The organism is Nonomuraea ceibae (genome assembly GCF_019396325.1).
GTDB lineage: Bacteria > Actinomycetota > Actinomycetes > Streptosporangiales > Streptosporangiaceae > Nonomuraea > Nonomuraea ceibae.
In genome coordinates, this window is sequence record NZ_JAHKRO010000005.1 from 114762 (window position 1) to 132900 (window position 18139).

Here is an 18139-nt window from a genome sequence, read left to right on the forward strand (position 1 = left end):
AGAAGGGGATGATCTCGGAGTTTAGGGCGATTTATCCCCCAGATATAGGGCCGGAGCCCCTTTCTCACCAGACTTTCAGGCGGGCTTCGTCAACCAGACAGCTCCCAGCGGCGGCACCCGCAACGTCGTCGAGTAGGGCAGCCCATGACAGGGATCCTCGACAGCCTCGATCGCGCCCATGTTGCCGACGCCGCTGCCCCAGTACTCGTAGGCGTCGGTGTTGACCGCCTCCGTCCACTCCCCGCCGTACGGCAGGCCCAGCCGGTAGCTCTCGTGCGGCCCGCCGCTGAAGTTGACCACGCACGCCACCGCGGACCCGTCGGCCGCGTAGCGCAGGAACGAGAACGTGTTGCCCGGGGCGTCGTCGGCGTCGATCCACCGGAACCCGTCGGGCGTCGAGTCCTGCTCCCACAGCGCGGGCGTGTCGCGGTAGAGCCGGTTGAGGTCGCGCACCAGCCGCTGCACGCCCTGGTGCCCGTCGAACTCCAGCACCCACCAGTCGAGCCCGCGCTCCTCCGACCACTCCGAGCCCTGGCCGAACTCCCCGCCCATGAACAGCAGCTGCTTGCCCGGATGCGCCCACATGAACGCCAGCAGCGCCCGCAACTGCGCGAACCGCTGCCACTCGTCGCCGGGCATCTTGCCCATGAGCGAGCCCTTGCCGTGCACCACCTCGTCGTGCGAGAGCGGCAGCACGTAGTTCTCCGAATAGGCGTAGATCAGGGAGAACGTCATCTGGTGGTGGTGATACTGCCGGAAGACCGGCTCGTGCCGGAGATACTCCAGCGTGTCGTGCATCCAGCCCATGTTCCACTTGAAGCCGAACCCGAGCCCGCCCAGGTGCGCCGGCCGTGACACGCCCGGCCACGCGGTCGACTCCTCGGCCACGGTCGTGATGCCGGGCGCCTCCCGGTAGCAGACCGCGTTCATCTCCTTGATGAACTCGACGGCGTCCAGGTTCTCGCGCCCGCCGTAGACGTTCGGCGTCCACTCGCCCTCGCGCCGCGAGTAGTCCAGGTAGAGCATCGAGGCCACGGCGTCCACCCGCAGCCCGTCGATGTGGAACTCCTTCAGCCAGTAGAGGGCGTTGGCCACGAGGAAGTTGCGCACCTCCCTGCGGCCGAAGTCGAACACGTACGTGCCCCAGTCGGGGTGCTCGCCCCTGGCCGGGTCGGCGTGCTCGTACAGCGGCGTGCCGTCGAAGCGGGCCAGCGCCCAGTCGTCCATCGGGAAGTGCGCGGGCACCCAGTCGAGCAGCACGCCGATGCCGCGCTGGTGCATCCGGTCGACGAACCTGCGGAACTCGTCGGGCGTGCCGAAGCGGGCCGTCGGCGCGTAGTAGGAGGTCACCTGGTAGCCCCAGGAGCCGCCGAACGGGTGCTCGGCCACCGGCAGCAGCTCCACGTGGGTGAAGCCCATGTCGGCCACGTACTCGGAGAGCTGGTCGGCCAGCTGCAGGTAGGACAGGCCGGGCCGCCACGAGCCCAGGTGGACCTCGTAGATGCTCATCGGGCCGCTGCGCGCCTGCTTGTCGCCGCGCGCGGCCATCCAGGCGACGTCCTCCCAGGTGTAGAGCGACTCCTCGACGACAGAGGCGGTCTGCGGCGGCACCTCGGTGCGGCGGGCCATCGGGTCGGCCTTGTCGCGCCACACGCCGTCGGCGCCCAGGATCTGGTACTTGTACCGTTCGCCCGCTTCCAGGCCGGGGATGAACAGCTCCCACACGCCCGAACGGCCCAGCGAGCGCATCGGGTAGGCGGTGCCGTCCCAGTGGTTGAAGTCGCCGACGACGCGGATACCGCGCGCGTTGGGGGCCCACACGGCGAACGCGGTGCCGCGTACGTCCTGGTGCTCCATCACGCGCGCGCCGAGCACCTCCCACAGCCGCTCGTGGCGTCCCTCGCCGATCAGGTGCAGGTCCACCTCGCCCAGCGTCGGCCAGTGGCGGTACGGGTCGCGCGTCTCGTGCGGGTCGTGACCCGGGTACTGGACGCTCAGCGTGTAGGCGGGCACCTTGTCCAGCCCCTGGACCGTGGTCTCGAACACGCCGTGGGCCTGGTGTTTCAGGTCGTGGGCCGTGCCGTCGTCCAGCACCACCCTGACCCGTTCGGCCAGCGGGCGCAGCGCCCGGAACGTGACCCCGCCCGGAACCGGGTGCGCGCCCAGCACCGAGTGCGGATCATGGTGCGCCCCGCCCGCGAGGCGGTCGAGCTCTGTCCTCATCGGCATGCTCCCAACCCTGCCCTACGACGACCGTCCAACCCAGCCACTGCCCGCTTTCACCGAGACAATCACCGAAAGTGCGGAATCTTGGGTTTATCCGGGAGAACTTGACCTCAAGCGCAATTGAGTTCTTAACGTTCCATGCATGAACATAGAACGTGCCGGCCGGCGGGAGTGGATCGGACTCGGCGTCCTCATCCTGCCGACCCTGTTGCTGTCCATTGACGTGAGCGTGCTCCACCTGGCCGCCCCGGCCCTGAGCGAGGACCTGCGCCCGACCGGCGCGCAACTGTTGTGGATCAATGACATCTACGGGTTCCTCATAGCCGGGTTCCTGATCACGATGGGCACGATCGGCGACCGCATCGGCCGCCGGAAGCTGCTGCTGATCGGCGCGGGCGCGTTCGCCGTGGCCTCCGCGCTGGCCGCCTACGCGCCGAGCGCCGAGGTGCTCATCGCCGCGCGGGCGCTGCTCGGCGTCGCCGGGGCCACGCTGATGCCGTCCACGCTGTCGCTGATCCGGAACATGTTCCACGACCCGGCCCAGCGGACCACCGCGATCAGCTTCTGGATGATCGGGTTCAGCGGCGGCATGGTGATCGGGCCGCTGGTCGGCGGCGCGCTGCTGGAGAACTTCTGGTGGGGGTCGGCGTTCCTGCTGGGCGTGCCGGTGATGGCCGTGCTGCTCGTGGCCGGGCCGCTGCTGCTGCCCGAGTACCGCGCCCCCGACCCGGGCCGGCTCGACCTGGTGAGCGTCGTGCTGTCGGTCGTGGCCGCCCTCGCCGCCACCTACGGCGTCAAGGAGCTGGCCGCCGGTGAGCCGGGCCCGCTCGCGATCCTCGCCCTCGCCGCCGGCCTGGCGCTGGCCGTGGTCTTCATCCGGCGGCAGCGCACGATCCCCGCGCCGCTGCTGGACCTCAAGCTGTTCGCCGACCGCCGCTTCAGCGGCTCGCTGGCCAGCCTCATGCTCGTCATCCTGGTCGGCCCCGGCCTGGGCCTGCTCGCCGGCCAGTACATGCAGCTCGTCCTCGGGCTCTCGCCGCTGGAGGCCGGGCTGTGGACGCTGCCGTCCACGCTGGCGGTCGTCGCGGGCTTCGTGGCCGCGCCGCCGCTGGCGCGCCGCATCAGGCCCGGGTACGTGGCCGCCGCCGGGCTCGTGCTGGGCGCGGGCGGCCTGCTCCTGCTCACCCAGCCGGGTCTCGCGCCGCTGGTGACCGGGCAGACGCTGTTCTTCCTCGGCGCGTCGCCGCTGCTCGTGCTCGGCACCGACATGGTCGTCGGCTCCGCCCCGCCGGAGCGGTCGGGCTCGGCGGCGGCCCTGTCGGAGACGGCCCAGGAGTTCGGCGGCGCGCTCGGCCTGGCGATCTTCGGCAGCATCGCGGCGGCCGTCTACACGGCGCGGCTCACCGTGCCGGACGGGGTGTCGCCGGAGGCGGCCGAGGCGGCCGGTGACACCCTCGGCGGCGCGATCGCCGTCGCGTCCGGCCAGCCCGGTCCCGTCGCCGCCGCCCTCGCCGACGCGGCCAGGGAGGCGTTCGGCTCGGGACTGGCGGTCGCGGCGGGCGCGGGAGCCGCCGTCGTCCTCGCGGCGGCGATCATGGCGGCCACCGCGCTCCGCCACGTGCCCGCCCTCAGCGCCGACACTCCCGCCCCGGCCCACGACTGACCGGCCGCGCGGCCCGGTCAGTGGCGGAAGGCCGCCAGCGGGATGGAGATCCAGGCGGGGCGGTTGCGGGCCTCGTAGACGACCTCGTAGACGGCCTTCGACAGCTCGAAGGCCCGCAGCAGGGCGGCGTCGCCGGGCGTGATGAGGCCGCCGCCCTGGAGGTAGCCGTCGAGGAACGCCGACCGGTTGCGGGCGGACCACTCCTCGGCCTTGGGCTCCAGCCTCTCGGCCTCGGAGTGCCCGGCGAGCAGGTGGCGGGCGGCGTAGTCGAAGGAGCGCAGCATCCCGGCCACGTCGCGCAGCGGCGAGGACAGGGCGCGGCGCTCGGCCAGCGGCTGGCCGGGCTCGCCCTCGAAGTCGAGCACCACCCAGTCGGTGGTGGTGCGCATCACCTGGCCGAGGTGGTAGTCGCCGTGCACCCGCTGCACGGGCACCTCGGTGGTCAGCTCCTCGACCTGGTGGTAGGCGGCCTCCAGCACGCCGACGTACGGGCGCAGCTCGGGCACCTCGGCGACCGCCCGGCCGAGCCTGCGCCTGAAGCCCTCGGCCATCCGCTTGACCTCGTGCATCTCGACCACGCCGGTGGGGAAGGCGGCGGCCAGCTCGCGGTGGACGGCGGCGGTGGCCGCGCCGAGCCTGGTCGCCTCGGCCGCGAAGTCGCCGCCCGCGTCGGCGGCCGACATCCCCGACAGCGAGTTGTACAGGTCGCGCACGCTGGTCAGCGCCAGGTCCCAGCCGTCGGTGGAGTTCGACAGGAACTCCTGCATGATGGCCAGCGTAGTGGGCGTGCCGTCCAGGTCGGTCTCGATCCACCCGTACGGCTGGGCGACGTGCGGCGCGCCGCGCTCGGCCAGCGCGGTGACGACCTCCAGCTCGGGGTTCACGCCGGGGATGAGCCGCCGGAACAGCTTGCAGATGTACGCGTCGCCGAAGACCAGCGAGGTGTTGGACTGCTCGGCCCCCAGCACGAGGCTGCGCGGCGAGGTGTCGATCTCGACGCCGGGCAGGTGGCGGAACCGCACGCCGTCCTGGCCCGTGCCGCCCGCCATCGACTCCAGCATCCAGTGGGTCAGCTCGTTGTCGTGGACCGCGTCGTAGGCCGACCATTCGGCGCCGCCCGTCGCGTACGGGCCGATGAGGGCGTGGTTGAGCGTGTCGGGCAGCTCGGTGCGCAGCCCGAGCAGGAGCTGGTAGCGCTCGCGGGAGCCGTCCTGCCACACGGAGACGATCAGGTGGCGCAGGCTGGGGTCGCCGGACTGGATGACGACGTCCGACTCGATCGACAGGGAGTCGATCGGGCGCCCCTTGCCACCGAACCAGCGCTGTCTGCTGATCCATGCGGCAAGGAGCTCATCCAGCACGTCTTACTCCTCCTGGGTGATGGCCGGCGGGAGGGTGAACCAGTAGAACCCATGCCCAGGAAGCGTCAAAAGATACGGAAGTTCGCCAATTGCCGGGAATGGCACCCCGCCCATCGTCTCCACCGGGGAGACGCCGACGAATCTGCGCAGGTCCAGCTCCACCGGCTGCGGGAAGCGGGACAGGTTGTTCACGCAGAGCATGCGGTCGTCGCCCAGCTCGCGGACGAACGCCAGCACGCTCGGGTTGGAGGAGTTGAGCTCGGCGAACTCGCCCAGGCCGAAGACCGGGTGGCGCTTGCGGATCTCGATCATGCGCCGGGTCCAGTGCAGCAGCGAGCCCGCGTTCTTCTGCTGCGCCTCGACGTTGAGCCCCTGGTAGCCGTAGATCGGGTCCATGATGACCGGCAGGTAGAGGCGGCCGGGGTCGCAGTCGGAGAAGCCCGCGTTGCGGTCGGGGTCCCACTGCATGGGCGTGCGGACGCCGTCGCGGTCGCCCAGCCAGATGTTGTCGCCCATGCCGATCTCGTCGCCGTAGTAGAGGACGGGTGAGCCGGGCAGCGACAGGAGCAGGGCGGTGAACAGCTCGATCTGGTTGCGGTCGTTCTCCAGCAGCGGCGCCAGGCGGCGGCGGATGCCGACGTTGGCGCGCATGCGCGGGTCCTTGGCGTACTCGGCGTACATGTAGTCGCGTTCCTCGTCGGTCACCATCTCGAGGGTCAGCTCGTCATGGTTCCGCAGGAAGATCCCCCACTGGCAGTTCTCCGGGATCTTCGGCGTCTGGGCCAGGATCTCGGAGATGGGATAGCGGGACTCGCGGCGCACGGCCATGAAGATGCGCGGCATCAGCGGGAAGTGGAAGGCCATGTGGCACTCGTCGCCGCCGCCGACCGGGTCGCCGAAGTACTCGACCACGTCCGACGGCCACTGGTTGGCCTCGGCCAGCAGCACCCGGTCCGGGTAGAGCCGGTCCACCTCGGCGCGCACCCGCTTGAGGTATTCGTGCGTGCGCGGCAGGTTCTCGCAGTTGGTGCCCTCCTCCTCGAACAGGTAGGGCACCGCGTCCAGGCGGAAGCCGTCGATGCCCAGGTCGAGCCAGAAGCGCAGCACCTCCAGCATCGCGTCCTGCACGTCCGGGTTCTCGTAGTTGAGGTCCGGCTGGTGGTGGAAGAAGCGGTGCCAGTAGTACTGGCCGCGCACCGGGTCGTAGGTCCAGTTGGAGGTCTCGGTGTCGATGAAGATGATGCGGGCGTCGGAGTAGGCGCTGTCGGAGTCCGACCAGACGTAGAAGTCGCCGAACGGGCCCTCCGGGTCGTGGCGGGAAGCCTGGAACCAGGGATGGGCGTCGCTGGTGTGGTTCATCACGAGGTCCGCGATGACCCGCATGCCGCGTTTGTGCGCCTCGTCGACCAGTTTCACGAAGTCTCCCAGATCCCCGAACTCGGGCAGGATCTTCATGAAGTCGGCGATGTCATAACCGCCGTCGCGCAGCGGCGACTCGTACAGCGGCAACAGCCACAGGCAGTCGACGCCGAGCCACTGGAGATAGTCGAGCTTGCCGATCAGGCCCTTGATGTCGCCGGTGCCGTCGCCGTTGGAATCGGCGAAACCCCTGATCAGCACCTCATAGAACACCGCGCGCTTGTACCATTGCGGATCGCGCGGCTTCTCCTCGTCGAAGGAGTTGGGAATGGGTGTGGAGCTCATGAGCGACCCCCAGGGTTGCTCATGAGGGAGGCGCTTTCACACACGTTGAAGACTCCCCGCTGAATTCAGTTCTACCGTGGCGAGGCCCGTACGGTCAGAATGTGGGCTGGCTGGATGTGAGGGTCGAGGCGCACGTAGTTGCGCTGCCGCCAGCGGTACGACTCGCCCGACAGGTCGTCGTCGACGACGAACTCGGCGTTCCAGTCGAGACCGATCGCGGGCAGGTCGAGTTCGACCGTGGCCTCATGGGTGTGGTGCGGATCCAGATTGATCACCGCCAGAACGACGTCGCCCAGCCCGTGCCTTCGTGTGGCCGTGTCATAGGCGCCCGGGAGTCGTTTGGAAAAGCAGATGATGTCCGGTTGGTCGACCATGTGGAACCGTAGATTACGCAATTCCTGGAGCGCCGGATGGGCTCTTCGGAACAAATTCAGCTGTGTGATAAAAGGCGCAAGACTGCGGCCCTCGCGTTCGGCCGTGGCCCAGTCGCGCGGCCTGTACTGATATTTCTCACTATCCAGGTATTCCTCGCTACCGGGGCGTACTGGGACATTTTCCGTGAGTTCGTACCCCGAATAGACGCCCCACGTCGGCGAGGCCAGCGCGGCGAGCACGGCCCGGATCTTGAACGCCGGCAGCCCGCCGTGCTGCAGGTACTCGTGCAGGATGTCCGGCGTGTTGACGAACAGGTTGGGCCGCAGGAAGCGCGAGGTCTGGTGGGCCAGCTCCGACAGGTAGGACTCGACGTCGGACTTGGAGTTCTTCCACGTGTAGTACGTGTAGGACTGGTGGAAGCCGACCTTGGCCAGCGTCTGCAGCATCGCCGGCCGGGTGAACGCCTCGGCCAGGAAGAGCACGTCGGGGTCCGTGGCGTGCACGTCGGCCATCAGCCGCTCCCAGAACGCCACCGGCTTGGTGTGCGGGTTGTCCACCCGGAAGATCCGCACGCCGTGGTCCATCCAGTGCCGCAGCACCCGCTTGACCTCGGCGTAGATGCCCTCGGGGTCCTTGTCGAAGTTCAGCGGGTAGATGTCCTGGTACTTCTTCGGCGGGTTCTCGGCGTAGGCGATCGTCCCGTCCGCCCGGATCGTGAACCACTCGGGGTGCTCCTTGACCCACGGGTGGTCCGGGGAGCACTGCAGGGCGAAGTCGAGCGCGATCTCCATGCCCAGCTCGCGGGCCTTGGCGACGAACGCGTCGAAATCGCCGATGGTGCCCAGATCAGGGTGGATCGCGTCGTGGCCGCCGTCCTCCGAGCCGATCGCCCACGGCGAGCCGGGCTCGTCGGGCTCCGGGCTGAGCGTGTTGTTGCGGCCCTTGCGGAACGTGTGGCCGATCGGGTGGATCGGCGGCAGGTAGACGACGTCGAAGCCCATCTTGGCGATGGCGGGCAGGCGCTTGGCGGCAGTCTGGAAATTTCCGGACTTGGTGATGCCGGAGTCGCTCACCACGGCGCCCTCGGAGCGCGGGAAGAACTCGTACCAGGACCCGTACAGCGCCCGGCGCCGGTCCACCCTGATCCGGTGCTGCTTCGCCCTGGTCACCAGGTCGCGCAGCGGGTGGGCGGCCAGCAGCGCGGCCGTCTCCGGCAACTGCGCGATCGACAGCCGGGCCCGCGGGTCCAGCTCCTCGTTGCGCAGCGTCGAGGCGATCGCGAGCAGCGCGGCCCGGTGCCCACAGGCCCCGTCGCCGTTGCCCCCGTTGCTCCCGTTGCCGCCGTTGGCCCCGTTGCGGCCGTTGGCGCCCCCGTTCCCGGCGGTGGCCCCCGCGGTGGTTCCTGCAATGGTCCCCGCAGTGGTTCCCGGGGCGGCCGTGCCGGTCGTGCGGGCCTGGACCGCCGGGTGGCCCGTCCCGTTCGGCCCCGGGCAGTCGGCCTGGCGCACCGCCCTGGCGGCGCGCTCGAAGAGCCGGGCGCCCTCCTCGCACATCAGGTCGGTGTCCATGCCACGCGGGATCTTGATCTCCGCGTCGTGCAGCCAGGTGGCGATGGGATCGCTCCACGCCTCCACGCGGAACAGCCACTCGCCCTCGGCGGGCAGGCAGACATCGGCCGCCCACCGGTCGGTGCCCGGGGCGAGCTCGCGCATCCGTCTCAGCCGCTCGCGGCGGCCGTCGGGCGAGGTGAGCACCACCCCGGCGGCCACGGCGTCATGGCCTTCCCTGAAGACGGTCGCCGAGACCTCGAAGGTCTCGCCGGCGACCGCCTTGGCGGGCCACTGCCCGCAGTCGACGACGGGGGAGATGTCCGTGATGGGAATTCGTCCGATCATCGCATTCAAAGGTTGCGACGGCACACTCGGTACCGCCGGAGGCTTTCCGTGGCAGGAACGATCCTTGCATGGGAATTGCGGGCAGCAGTGGATAGAACCCCCGAGTGTCCCCGGGAGAACTGACATTGGAAGAAGTTGCCCCAATAGTCCCTCTTCATGCTTCCTCCTGGAAGGGGTTTGAAGTTCCTCCCTCCCGGTGAAGGACTCAGAGGTCCCTCCTAGCCCATAGGGTTCGAAATTGTGAGAGCTATCCGCCGGTTCACCGTCCGGACCGTCCTGCCCGCGGAGCTGGCCGCACTCGGCGAGCTCGTCCACAACCTGCGCTGGTCGTGGCACCCGGAGACGATGGACCTCTTCGCCGAGGTCGACGCCGCACTCTGGGAGCAGGTCGGCCACGACCCCGTCGCGCTGCTGGGCGCCGTCGGCCACGAACGGCTGGCCGAGCTGGCCGCCGACCGCCGCTTCCAGCGCCGGCTCGCCGACGCCGCCGACGACCTGCGCGAATACATGACCGCGCCCCGCTGGTACCAGACCCTGCCCGACGCCGCCCGGGCCATCGCCTACTTCTCGCCTGAATACGGGATCGCCGCCGCCCTGCCGCAGTACTCCGGCGGCCTCGGCATCCTGGCCGGCGACCACCTGAAGGCGGCCAGCGACCTCGGCGTGCCGATCCTGGCCGTCGGGCTGCTCTACCGCCACGGCTACTTCACCCAGTCGCTCTCGCCCGAGGGCTGGCAGCTGGAGCACTACCCGTCGCTCGACGCGGGCGGGCTGCCGCTGAGCCAGCTCAAGGAGGCCGACGGCACGCCGGTCAAGGTCCGCGTCGGCCTGCCCGCCGGCCGGGTGCTGCACGCGCAGGTGTGGGTGGCGCAGGTCGGCCGGGTGCCGCTGCTGCTGCTCGACTCCGACGTGGCCGAGAACGACAGCGCCGCCCGCGACATCACCGACCGCCTCTACGGCGGCGGCACCGACCACCGCCTGATGCAGGAGCTGCTGCTGGGCGTGGGCGGCGTGCGGGCCATCCGCGCCTACTGCCGCATCACCGGGCACCCCGACCCCGAGGTCTTCCACACCAACGAGGGCCACGCCGGCTTCCTCGGCGTGGAGCGCATCCGCGAGCTGACCGAGGCGCGGCTCTCGTTCGACGAGGCGCTGGAGGCCGTACGGGCCGGCACGGTGTTCACCACGCACACGCCGGTCCCGGCGGGCATCGACCGGTTCCCCGTCGACATGATCGCCCGCCACTTCGGCGGCGACAACGCCTGGCCGACCGTGCCCGTCGAGCGCATCCTGGCGCTCGGCGCCGAGGCCGACCCGAGCCGGTTCAACATGGCCGTCATGGGCATGCGGCTGGCCCAGCGCGTCAACGGCGTCTCCGAGCTGCACGGCGAGGTCAGCCGGGAGATGTTCAAGAACCTGTGGCCCGGCTTCGACGTCGACGAGGTGCCGATCGGCTCGATCACCAACGGCGTGCACGCGCCGACCTGGGTGGGCCGCGAGTTCATGGAGCTGGCCGGGCGCGAGCTGCCGTCGCTGCTGGAGCGGGCGCGCGGCTGGGAGGGCGTGCAGAAGATCTCCGACGCGGAGATCTGGCACATCCGGGGCACGCTGCGCCGCCGCCTGGTCGAAGGGGCCAGGGAGCGGCTGCGCGCCTCGTGGCGCGACCGCGGCGCCTCGCCTGCCGAGCTCGGCTGGATCGACGACGTGCTCGACCCCGACGTGCTGACGATCGGGTTCGCCCGCCGGGTGCCGTCCTACAAGCGGCTCACGCTCATGCTGCGCGACGCCGAACGGCTCACCGAGCTGCTGCTCCACCCCGACAAGCCGGTGCAGATCGTGATCGCCGGCAAGGCGCACCCGGCCGACGAGGGCGGCAAGAAGCTGATCCAGCAGATCGTCAAGTTCGCCGACCGGCCCGAGGTGCGCCACCGCATCGTGTTCCTGCCGGACTACGACATGGCGCTGGGCCAGCTGCTGACCCAGGGCTGCGACGTGTGGCTCAACAACCCGCTGCGCCCGCTGGAGGCGTCCGGCACGTCCGGCATGAAGTCTGCGCTCAACGGCGGCCTCAACCTGTCCATCCGCGACGGCTGGTGGGACGAGTGGTACGACGGCACCAACGGCTGGGCGATCCCCACGGCCGACGGCGTCAGCGACCCCGATCGGCGCGACGAGCTGGAGGCGGCGGCCCTCTACGACCTGATCGAGCACGAGGTGTCCGACCGGTTCTACGACCGGGCGGGCGACGGGCTGCCACGCCGGTGGATGGAGATGGTCAAGCACACGCTGACCTCGCTCGGCCCCAAGGTGCTCGCCGGGCGGATGCTGCGCGACTACGTGGTCGACCTCTACACCCCGGCCGCGCGGGCCGCCCGCGAGCTGTCCGCCGATCACTACGCGCCGGCCAAGGCGTTCGCGGCCTGGCGGCTCAAGGTGACCAAGGGCTGGCCCGGCGTGCGGGTGGAGCACGTGGAGGCGTCCGGCGTGGGTGACACGCCGGAGGTCGGCGCGTCGCTGGAGCTGCGCGCCACGGTCGCGCTGGGCGACCTGGAGCCGGGCGACGTCCGCGTGGAGGCCGCCTACGGCCGGGTCGGCCCGCACGACGAGCTGCTGCACCCCGCCTACCTGGCGCTTTCCGCCGACGGCGTCGACGACGACGGCCGCGCCCACTACACCGGCGTGGTCCCGCTCGACCGCACCGGCGCGTTCGGCTACACGGTGCGCGTCGTGCCCCACCACCCGCTGGTGGCCGCCAGCGCGGAGCTGGGGCTGGTCGCCGTTCCGGAGGAGCCCGCCGGGATGACCAACGGGACGTTGCGGTAGGGCGGCTCCCGGTAGAAATGTGCTGAACCAGCGGCATAATCTGCACTGTGGACGACAGCGGGAACGGCCTGCGGGCAGACACACTGGTGGCGACGGTCCGCGGCGTGCTGCCGTCCCTGACCCCGGCCGCGCGCACCGTCGCCAGGCTGATCCTGGAGGATCCGGCGACGGTTGCGCGCAGCACGATCACCGAGCTGTCGGCCGCCTCCGGCACCAGCGAGGCGACGATCGTGCGCACCGCCCGGCTGCTCGGCTTCGCCGGCTACCCGCAGCTCCGCCTGGCCCTGGCGGCGGCCGCCGCCCAGCCCGACCGGCTCGTCCCCGGTGACCTCGCGCCCGACGACCCGCTGTCGGAGGTCATCCTGAAGGTCGCGCGGGCCGAGACCGAGGCGATCAACGACACTGTCGCCCAGCTCACCTCCGAGCGGCTCGGCCTGGTGGTCGACGCCATCGCCGGGGCCCGCCGGATCGACGCCTACGGGGTGAGCGCCTCCGGCCTGGTCGCCGAGGACATGGCGCAGAAGCTGATGCGGATCGGCCTGTCCAGCCACGCCTTCCAGGACGCCCACCTGGCGCTGACCAGCGCGGTGCTGCTCCGGGAAGGCGACGTGGCGATCGGCATCAGCACCTCGGGCGAGACGCCCGACGTGATCGAGCCGCTGACGAGGGCGGGGGAGGCGGGCGCGACCACGGTCGCGATCACCAACAACCCCCGCTCGTCCATCGCGGAGCTGGCCGAGCACGTGCTGATCTCGGCCGGGCGCGAGACCGAGTTCAGGCCCGGCGCGCTGGCCAGCCGCATCAGCCAGCTCCTCGTCGTCGACTGCGTCTTCGTCGGCGTCGCCCAGCGCACGTTCGACTCCTCACAGGAGGCTCTCGCGAGCACCAGGCGCGCCGTCGAGGAGTTCACTAAGCGAGCGTCACCCGCACGTCGTCAGCCTTGACGAACATCACCCGGTGCCCGAACTGGATCTGCAGATACTTCGTCTTGCCGCGGACCACGGTGTGGCCGGCCGGGTCGAAGGTGACGGCCCGGTAGTACTCGGCCGCCGCCGTGCCTGACAGCGTGTACTTCTCGCCCGCCGAGAACGTGTACTGCAGCGGCGTCACCGCCTGGTACGGGATGCCCTCGGGGTAGGCCTCTTTCTCCGGGTACGCCCTGCCGTACACCGGGACCGTGGCCAGGCCCGGCTTGGGCGTCACGACGAGGCCCATCGACGGGATGGCGGTCGGCGCGGCGGCCGGGTTGTGGAACCACGCCTTCTGGCCGAGATACCAGATGGCCGTCCAGTCGCCCTGCCGGTCGGCCACGGCGAAGCGCTGGCCGGTGCTGGCCCGCGCGCTGTGGTCGTACACGCTGTAGAGCGACTCGCCCGTGGGGTGCTTGCCGATGTCCTTGATCAGCGGCGCGTCGGCGCGCGGCTCGGTGCGCAGCCAGACGGTGCCGGCGGGCAGCGGCGGGCAGGCGGCCTCGGGGTTCTTGCGGTCGCAGCCGTAGAAGTACGGCTTGTTCGTGGCGAAGTCGGGCCTGATCATGACGCTGCCCGAGTTGGGGCCGCCGAACGGGTGCAGCGGCTTGCCGAGCAGCTTGAAGTAGTGCGCCCAGTCCCAGAACGGCCCCGGGTCCTCGTGCATGCCGCGGACGGTGGTCGGCAGCGTGCCGGGCACGTTGTCGTGGCCGATGATGTGCGCGCGGTCGAGCGGCACGCCGTGCTTGAACGCCAGGTAGCGGACGAGCTTGGCGGACGTGCGGTACATCGCCTCGGTGTACCAGGTGCTGCCCTCGGCGAGGAAGCCCTCGTGCTCCAGGCCGATCGACTTGGCGTTGATGTACCAGTTGCCCGCCTGCCAGCCGACGTCCTTGGTCTTGATGTGCTGGGCGATGTGGCCGTCGGAGGAGCGCAGCGAGTAGTGCCAGCTCGCGCCGTAGGTGGCCCGCTGGACCAGGCCGATCGACGGGCCGAAGTAGCCCTCCATGTCATGGATGACGATGTAGTCGACCTTCTGGTTGTGCGGCCGGTTCGACAGGTCGTGGTTGCCGTAGTCGTCGGGCGGCAGCTCGGCGTAGGCGGCCGGGATCCACTCGCACGAGATCGTCGGCGGGCACTCGACGCCGTCGCGGCGCGGCGGGCGCAGGCCGAGCTTCTCCAGCCACTTCTCGACCTTGTCCAGGCCGGGGACCGGGTCGAGCTTCACCCGGTGGCCGTCGTCGGTGACGCGCTGCTCGCCCTGCTCGATGGTGGCGAAGACCTCGTCGGCGAAGAACTTGGCGGCCTCGGCCTCCTCGGCCCCCGAGTACCGGGCGACCGCGCCGTACCATTCGCCGGGATTGTCGCTGAGCGGCGCGCCGAGCGCCTTCTGGTACTCGGCCAGCAGCGCCGCGCCGCCGCGGATGTTGGCCGCCGGGTCGGTGCGGAGCCGCTCGTGGCTCTCGCCGGTGAGCTCGGCGGCCTTCTCCATCGTGCGCAGCGACGCGGGGATCTCCACCGGCGCCGTCTGGTGCTCGGGGACGACCAGCGGCCTGCTCTCGTCGCCGCGCGCGTCCTCCGCGCCCTCCTCGTGGTGGTGGTTCGTCCCGGTGTACGCGGCCGCGTCGGTCAGGTGCATGGGCCCGAAGCCGGCGTCGTTGCTGGGCTGGCCGGCGTGGGCGTCCCAGCGTGACTCCAGATAGGAGACGCCCAGCAGCACGCTCTGCGGAACCTTGAACTCCTCGGCCGCGGCCGCGAAGGCGGCCTGCCGGTCGTCCGGTTCGGCGGCGGCGCGGGCGCCGGTGAGGTTGACTAAGGGCAGAATGGCGACCGCGGCGATCGCCAGCGCTCTGCGCATGTACCGCTCCTTGACTGGGGGGTGCTGTAACCCCGTCAGCGTCTCAACATTTTCCTTCTTCGGCGAGAGTTTTGCGAAGGAATTTTTCAGACGTTAACTAGTAGGGTCGGCTCATGGCTGATTTCGTGAGTGTCGAGGTGGCCGACCAGATCGCCACGATCACGCTTGACCGTCCCAAGATGAACGCGCTCAACGGCCAGGTCCAGCGCGAGATCGCCGAGGCCGCGCGCATCGCCGACGCCGACCCCGACGCGCACGCCGTCATCCTCTACGGAGGCGAGCGCGTCTTCGCCGCCGGGGCCGACATCAAGGAGATGGCCGGCATGTCCTACGCCGACATGGCCGCCCACTCCCGCACCCTCCAGGACTGCTTCACCGCCGTGGCCCGCATCGGCAAGCCCGTCATCGCCGCCATCACCGGCTACGCGCTCGGCGGCGGCTGCGAGCTGGCGCTGTGCGCCGACTTCCGGGTCGCCGGCGAGTCGGCCAAGCTCGGCCAGCCGGAGATCCAGCTCGGCATCATCCCCGGCGCCGGCGGCACCCAGCGGCTGCCCCGCCTGGTCGGCCCCGCCCGCGCCAAGGACCTCATCTTCAGCGGCCGGCACGTCCCGGCGGCCGAGGCGCTGGCCATCGGCCTCGTCGACCGGGTCGTCCCCGACGCCGACGTCTACCGCGCCGCCCGCGAGTGGGCCGCGACCTTCACCGGCGGCCCCACCGTCGCGCTGCGGGCCGCCAAGCAGGCCGTCGACCAGGGGCTGGAGGTGGACCTCGACACCGGCCTGGAGATCGAGCGGCTGCAGTTCTCCGGCCTGTTCGCGACCGACGACGCCAAGATCGGCATGTCCGCGTTCGCCGAGAAGTCCACCCCCAAGTTCACCGGCCGCTGACCTTCCCCAGCGCCAGCAGGGCGTCGTAGGCGGGCTTCCCGGCCAGGCTCTCGTCCATCAGGCACGCGGCGCCCTCCCCGTCGAACCACTCGGGGACCCACGAGTGCCGGTCGGTGAAGCCCCACACCGTGACCTCCGCGCACGCCCGCACGCTCAGGCAGTCGGTGAGCGCGCGGGTGTAATACTCGGCCTGCGTGGCCAGCTTCTCCGCCGTCACCGGCAGCTCCATCCGCACGTCCAGCTCGGTGATCGCGATCTCCAGGCCGAGCTCGGCGAAGCGGCCCATCACGTTCGCCCAGTCGCCCGGGTAGCCGTACTGGATGCCCAGATGGCCCTGGAAGCCCATCCCGTGGATCGGCACCCGCTGCGCCTTCAGCTCCTTGACCAGCGCCAGCGTCGCCTCGATCTTGGGGACGCTCCACTCCAGGTTGTAGTCGTTCAGGTAGAGCCTGGCGTGCGGGTCGGCCCGGTGCGCCCACCGGAAGGCGTCGGCGATGTAGCCCGGGCCCAGATGCTTGAGCCAGATGCTCTGCCGCATCGTGCCGTCGTCCTCGAACGCCTCGTTGACCACGTCCCAGGCCCGGATCTGGCCCCGGTAGCGGCGGACCTGCGCGGTGACGTGCTCGCGCAGGATCTCCCGCAGCTCGGCCGCGCCGATCGAGCCGTCCTCGACGCCCGCCGTCAGCCAGGCCGGGAGCTGGTTGTGCCAGACCAGCGTGTGGCCGCGTACCTTCTGGCCGTGGCGGCGGGCGTTGCGCACCACCGCGTCGGCGTCGTCCCAGGTGTGGACGCCGCGCTCCGGCTCGACCGACTCCCACTTCATCGCGTTCTCGGCGGTGACGTGGTTGAACTCGCGGTTGAGCGCGGCCCGGTAGTCCGGCTCGGCCCGCAGCGCGGCCACGTCCACCGCGGAGCCGATTCTGATGCCGTTCTTACGCGCCAGGTCACGCAGGTCGCGCGGGTCGTGCCCGCCCTGGGCGTACGCCGTGCCCGGCAGGGCCAGCAGCAGGACCAGGGCGAGGGCGAGTGCTCTCATCGGTGATCTCCGATCACGATCGTGGTGAGGGCGCGCGGCAGGAGCGTCACGCTCCGGCCGGCGACGGGCAGGGGGTCGAGCGCGTGCGTGCCGTCGGTGACGTAGGCGGCCGCCCTGCCGCGTACGCCGTGCCACGTGACGGCCTCCGAGCCGGTGTTGAGCACCTCGACGACCGTCGGGCCGCCGGGGTTGCGGAACGCCGAAACTTTCAGCGCCGGGTCGGCCGACTCCGCCCCGACGCGGACCGCGCCCGGCCGGACGAACCTGCTGTAGGCCGCCAGCGCCCACAGCCGCTTGGACACCCGGTAGGTGCCCGCCGCCTCGTCGATCTGCGTCAGCGCCCTGGTCGCGCCCCGCGATGCGCCGAACCAGTACACGTAACCGCTGACCCCGCCCAGCGTCAGCGCGTCGTGCACCGCGCGGGCCACCGTGAGGCCGTCGTAGCCGCTGCCGTCGTCCCAGCTCTCGTTCCAGGCGCCGCCGCCGGGGTTCCACTCCGACATCCACGTCTTCCTGCCGGTCGGCAGCGGCCCGTCCACCGGGCTGGCGTACGTGTGCCCGGTGTGCGTCCGCACCCACCGGCGCGCCTCGGGGTCGGCCTCGATCGCCGCCGTGTACGCCTTCGCCTCGCTCCAGCCGAAGGAGTCGCAGCACGCGACCCGCACGCCCCGGGCGATCGGGCCCAGCACCTTGACGAACTCCGCCGCCTGCTCCGGGGTGAACCGCATCGACGCGTACGGGGCCGTGTAGTCGGGCTCGTTCGTGAAGCCGAGGTCGGTGATCCGGATGCCCTCGCGGGCGTAGAACTTCGTGTACTGCACCAGGTAGCGGGCGTACGCCTCGCGCCACTCCGGCTTCAGCGTGCCGCCGTTCCTGTCGTCGCCGTTGTCCTTCATGTAGCCGGGGGCGCTCCAGGCGTCGGCGTAGAAGCGCCGCACCCCGTAACGCTGGGCCTCCTTGGCCACCCACACCTGGCCGTTGTCCTCGCCGTCCCACGTGTAGCGCGGCGGCGCGTCCGGGCCGCCCGGATCCTCGGGCTGGATGGAGACCATGTGGTCGTACGGGCTGCCGGCGGGGGAGGAGCCGACGCCCAGGCGCAGGATGCTCAGGCCCGCGCCCTTCTCCCGGTCGAACCAGAGATCCAGCAGCTCCCGCTGCCGCTCCTCGGGCAGGGCGCGGACCAGCTCGTTGCGCCGGAACGCCTGCGACAGCCCGAACCCGTCGATCTCCTGATGGCGGACGTGCTCCTGGATCGTGATGACGGGCCGGCCCTCCGGGTTCACCGCTGGAGTCACTGTGGCGGACCCGAGCAGGCCGATCGCGACAACGCTTCGTAACATGAC

At 70.7% G+C, this 18139-nt stretch carries 11 protein-coding genes; 4 read left to right on the forward strand and 7 right to left on the reverse strand.

The annotated features are described in order from the left end of the window. Positions 1-75: 75 nt before the first annotated feature. Positions 76-2223: a 1,4-alpha-glucan branching protein GlgB gene (gene glgB, locus KME80_RS05705; protein ID WP_219500992.1), complete on the reverse strand. Its 2148-nt coding sequence runs from the start codon at positions 2221-2223 to the stop codon at positions 76-78. A 145-nt stretch (positions 2224-2368) separates the two neighbouring features. Between glgB and KME80_RS05710 the strand changes: the two genes are divergently transcribed. Further along, positions 2369-3889, forward strand: a complete 1521-nt coding sequence (locus KME80_RS05710) for an MFS transporter (RefSeq protein WP_219500993.1) — start codon at positions 2369-2371, stop codon at positions 3887-3889. A gap of 17 nt (positions 3890-3906) precedes the next feature. Here KME80_RS05710 and KME80_RS05715 read toward each other — a convergent pair whose 3' ends face one another. The 3 genes from KME80_RS05715 to KME80_RS05725 all read right to left on the reverse strand — a co-directional run bounded on the left by KME80_RS05715 (position 3907) and on the right by KME80_RS05725 (position 9224). Next, complete coding sequence (locus KME80_RS05715; RefSeq protein WP_219501000.1) at positions 3907-5250, reverse strand: maltokinase N-terminal cap-like domain-containing protein; 1344 nt, start codon at positions 5248-5250, stop codon at positions 3907-3909. A 3-nt stretch (positions 5251-5253) separates the two neighbouring features. Next, entirely contained in the window at positions 5254-6954 is a 1701-nt protein-coding gene (gene treS, locus KME80_RS05720) for a maltose alpha-D-glucosyltransferase (RefSeq protein WP_219501002.1), read from the reverse strand. Between the two features lie 71 nt (positions 6955-7025). Next, complete coding sequence (locus tag KME80_RS05725; protein ID WP_219501004.1) at positions 7026-9224, reverse strand: alpha-1,4-glucan--maltose-1-phosphate maltosyltransferase; 2199 nt, start codon at positions 9222-9224, stop codon at positions 7026-7028. A gap of 240 nt (positions 9225-9464) precedes the next feature. On the opposite strand from KME80_RS05725, the gene glgP reads away from it, so the two are divergent. Together glgP and KME80_RS05735 are read left to right on the forward strand one after the other, a co-directional pair. Continuing rightward, complete coding sequence (gene glgP, locus KME80_RS05730) at positions 9465-12047, forward strand: alpha-glucan family phosphorylase (protein ID WP_219501007.1); 2583 nt, start codon at positions 9465-9467, stop codon at positions 12045-12047. Positions 12048-12094: 47 nt separating this feature from the next. Further along, complete coding sequence (locus KME80_RS05735; RefSeq protein ID WP_219501009.1) at positions 12095-12991, forward strand: MurR/RpiR family transcriptional regulator; 897 nt, start codon at positions 12095-12097, stop codon at positions 12989-12991. Here the strand turns inward: KME80_RS05735 and KME80_RS05740 are convergent. Further along, positions 12957-14873 (reverse strand): N-acetylmuramoyl-L-alanine amidase, encoded by a 1917-nt coding sequence (locus tag KME80_RS05740; protein WP_219501011.1) that lies wholly within the window; start codon positions 14871-14873, stop codon positions 12957-12959. The genes KME80_RS05735 and KME80_RS05740 overlap by 35 nt on opposite strands. Before the next feature lie 113 nt (positions 14874-14986). On the opposite strand from KME80_RS05740, the gene KME80_RS05745 reads away from it, so the two are divergent. Continuing rightward, positions 14987-15760, forward strand: a complete 774-nt coding sequence (locus tag KME80_RS05745; protein ID WP_219501013.1) for an enoyl-CoA hydratase/isomerase family protein — start codon at positions 14987-14989, stop codon at positions 15758-15760. On the opposite strand, the gene KME80_RS05750 is transcribed toward KME80_RS05745, so the two are convergent. Both KME80_RS05750 and KME80_RS05755 read right to left on the reverse strand, forming a co-directional pair. Then, positions 15747-16796, reverse strand: coding sequence for an endo-1,4-beta-xylanase (locus tag KME80_RS05750; protein WP_219501015.1), 1050 nt, complete (start codon positions 16794-16796; stop codon positions 15747-15749). The two genes, KME80_RS05745 and KME80_RS05750, sit on opposite strands and share 14 nt — an antisense overlap. Beyond that, positions 16793-18136: a glycoside hydrolase family 30 protein gene (locus tag KME80_RS05755; RefSeq protein WP_219501016.1), complete on the reverse strand. Its 1344-nt coding sequence runs from the start codon at positions 18134-18136 to the stop codon at positions 16793-16795. Before KME80_RS05755 ends, KME80_RS05750 begins: the two co-directional genes overlap by 4 nt. Between the last annotated feature and the right edge of the window lie 3 nt (positions 18137-18139).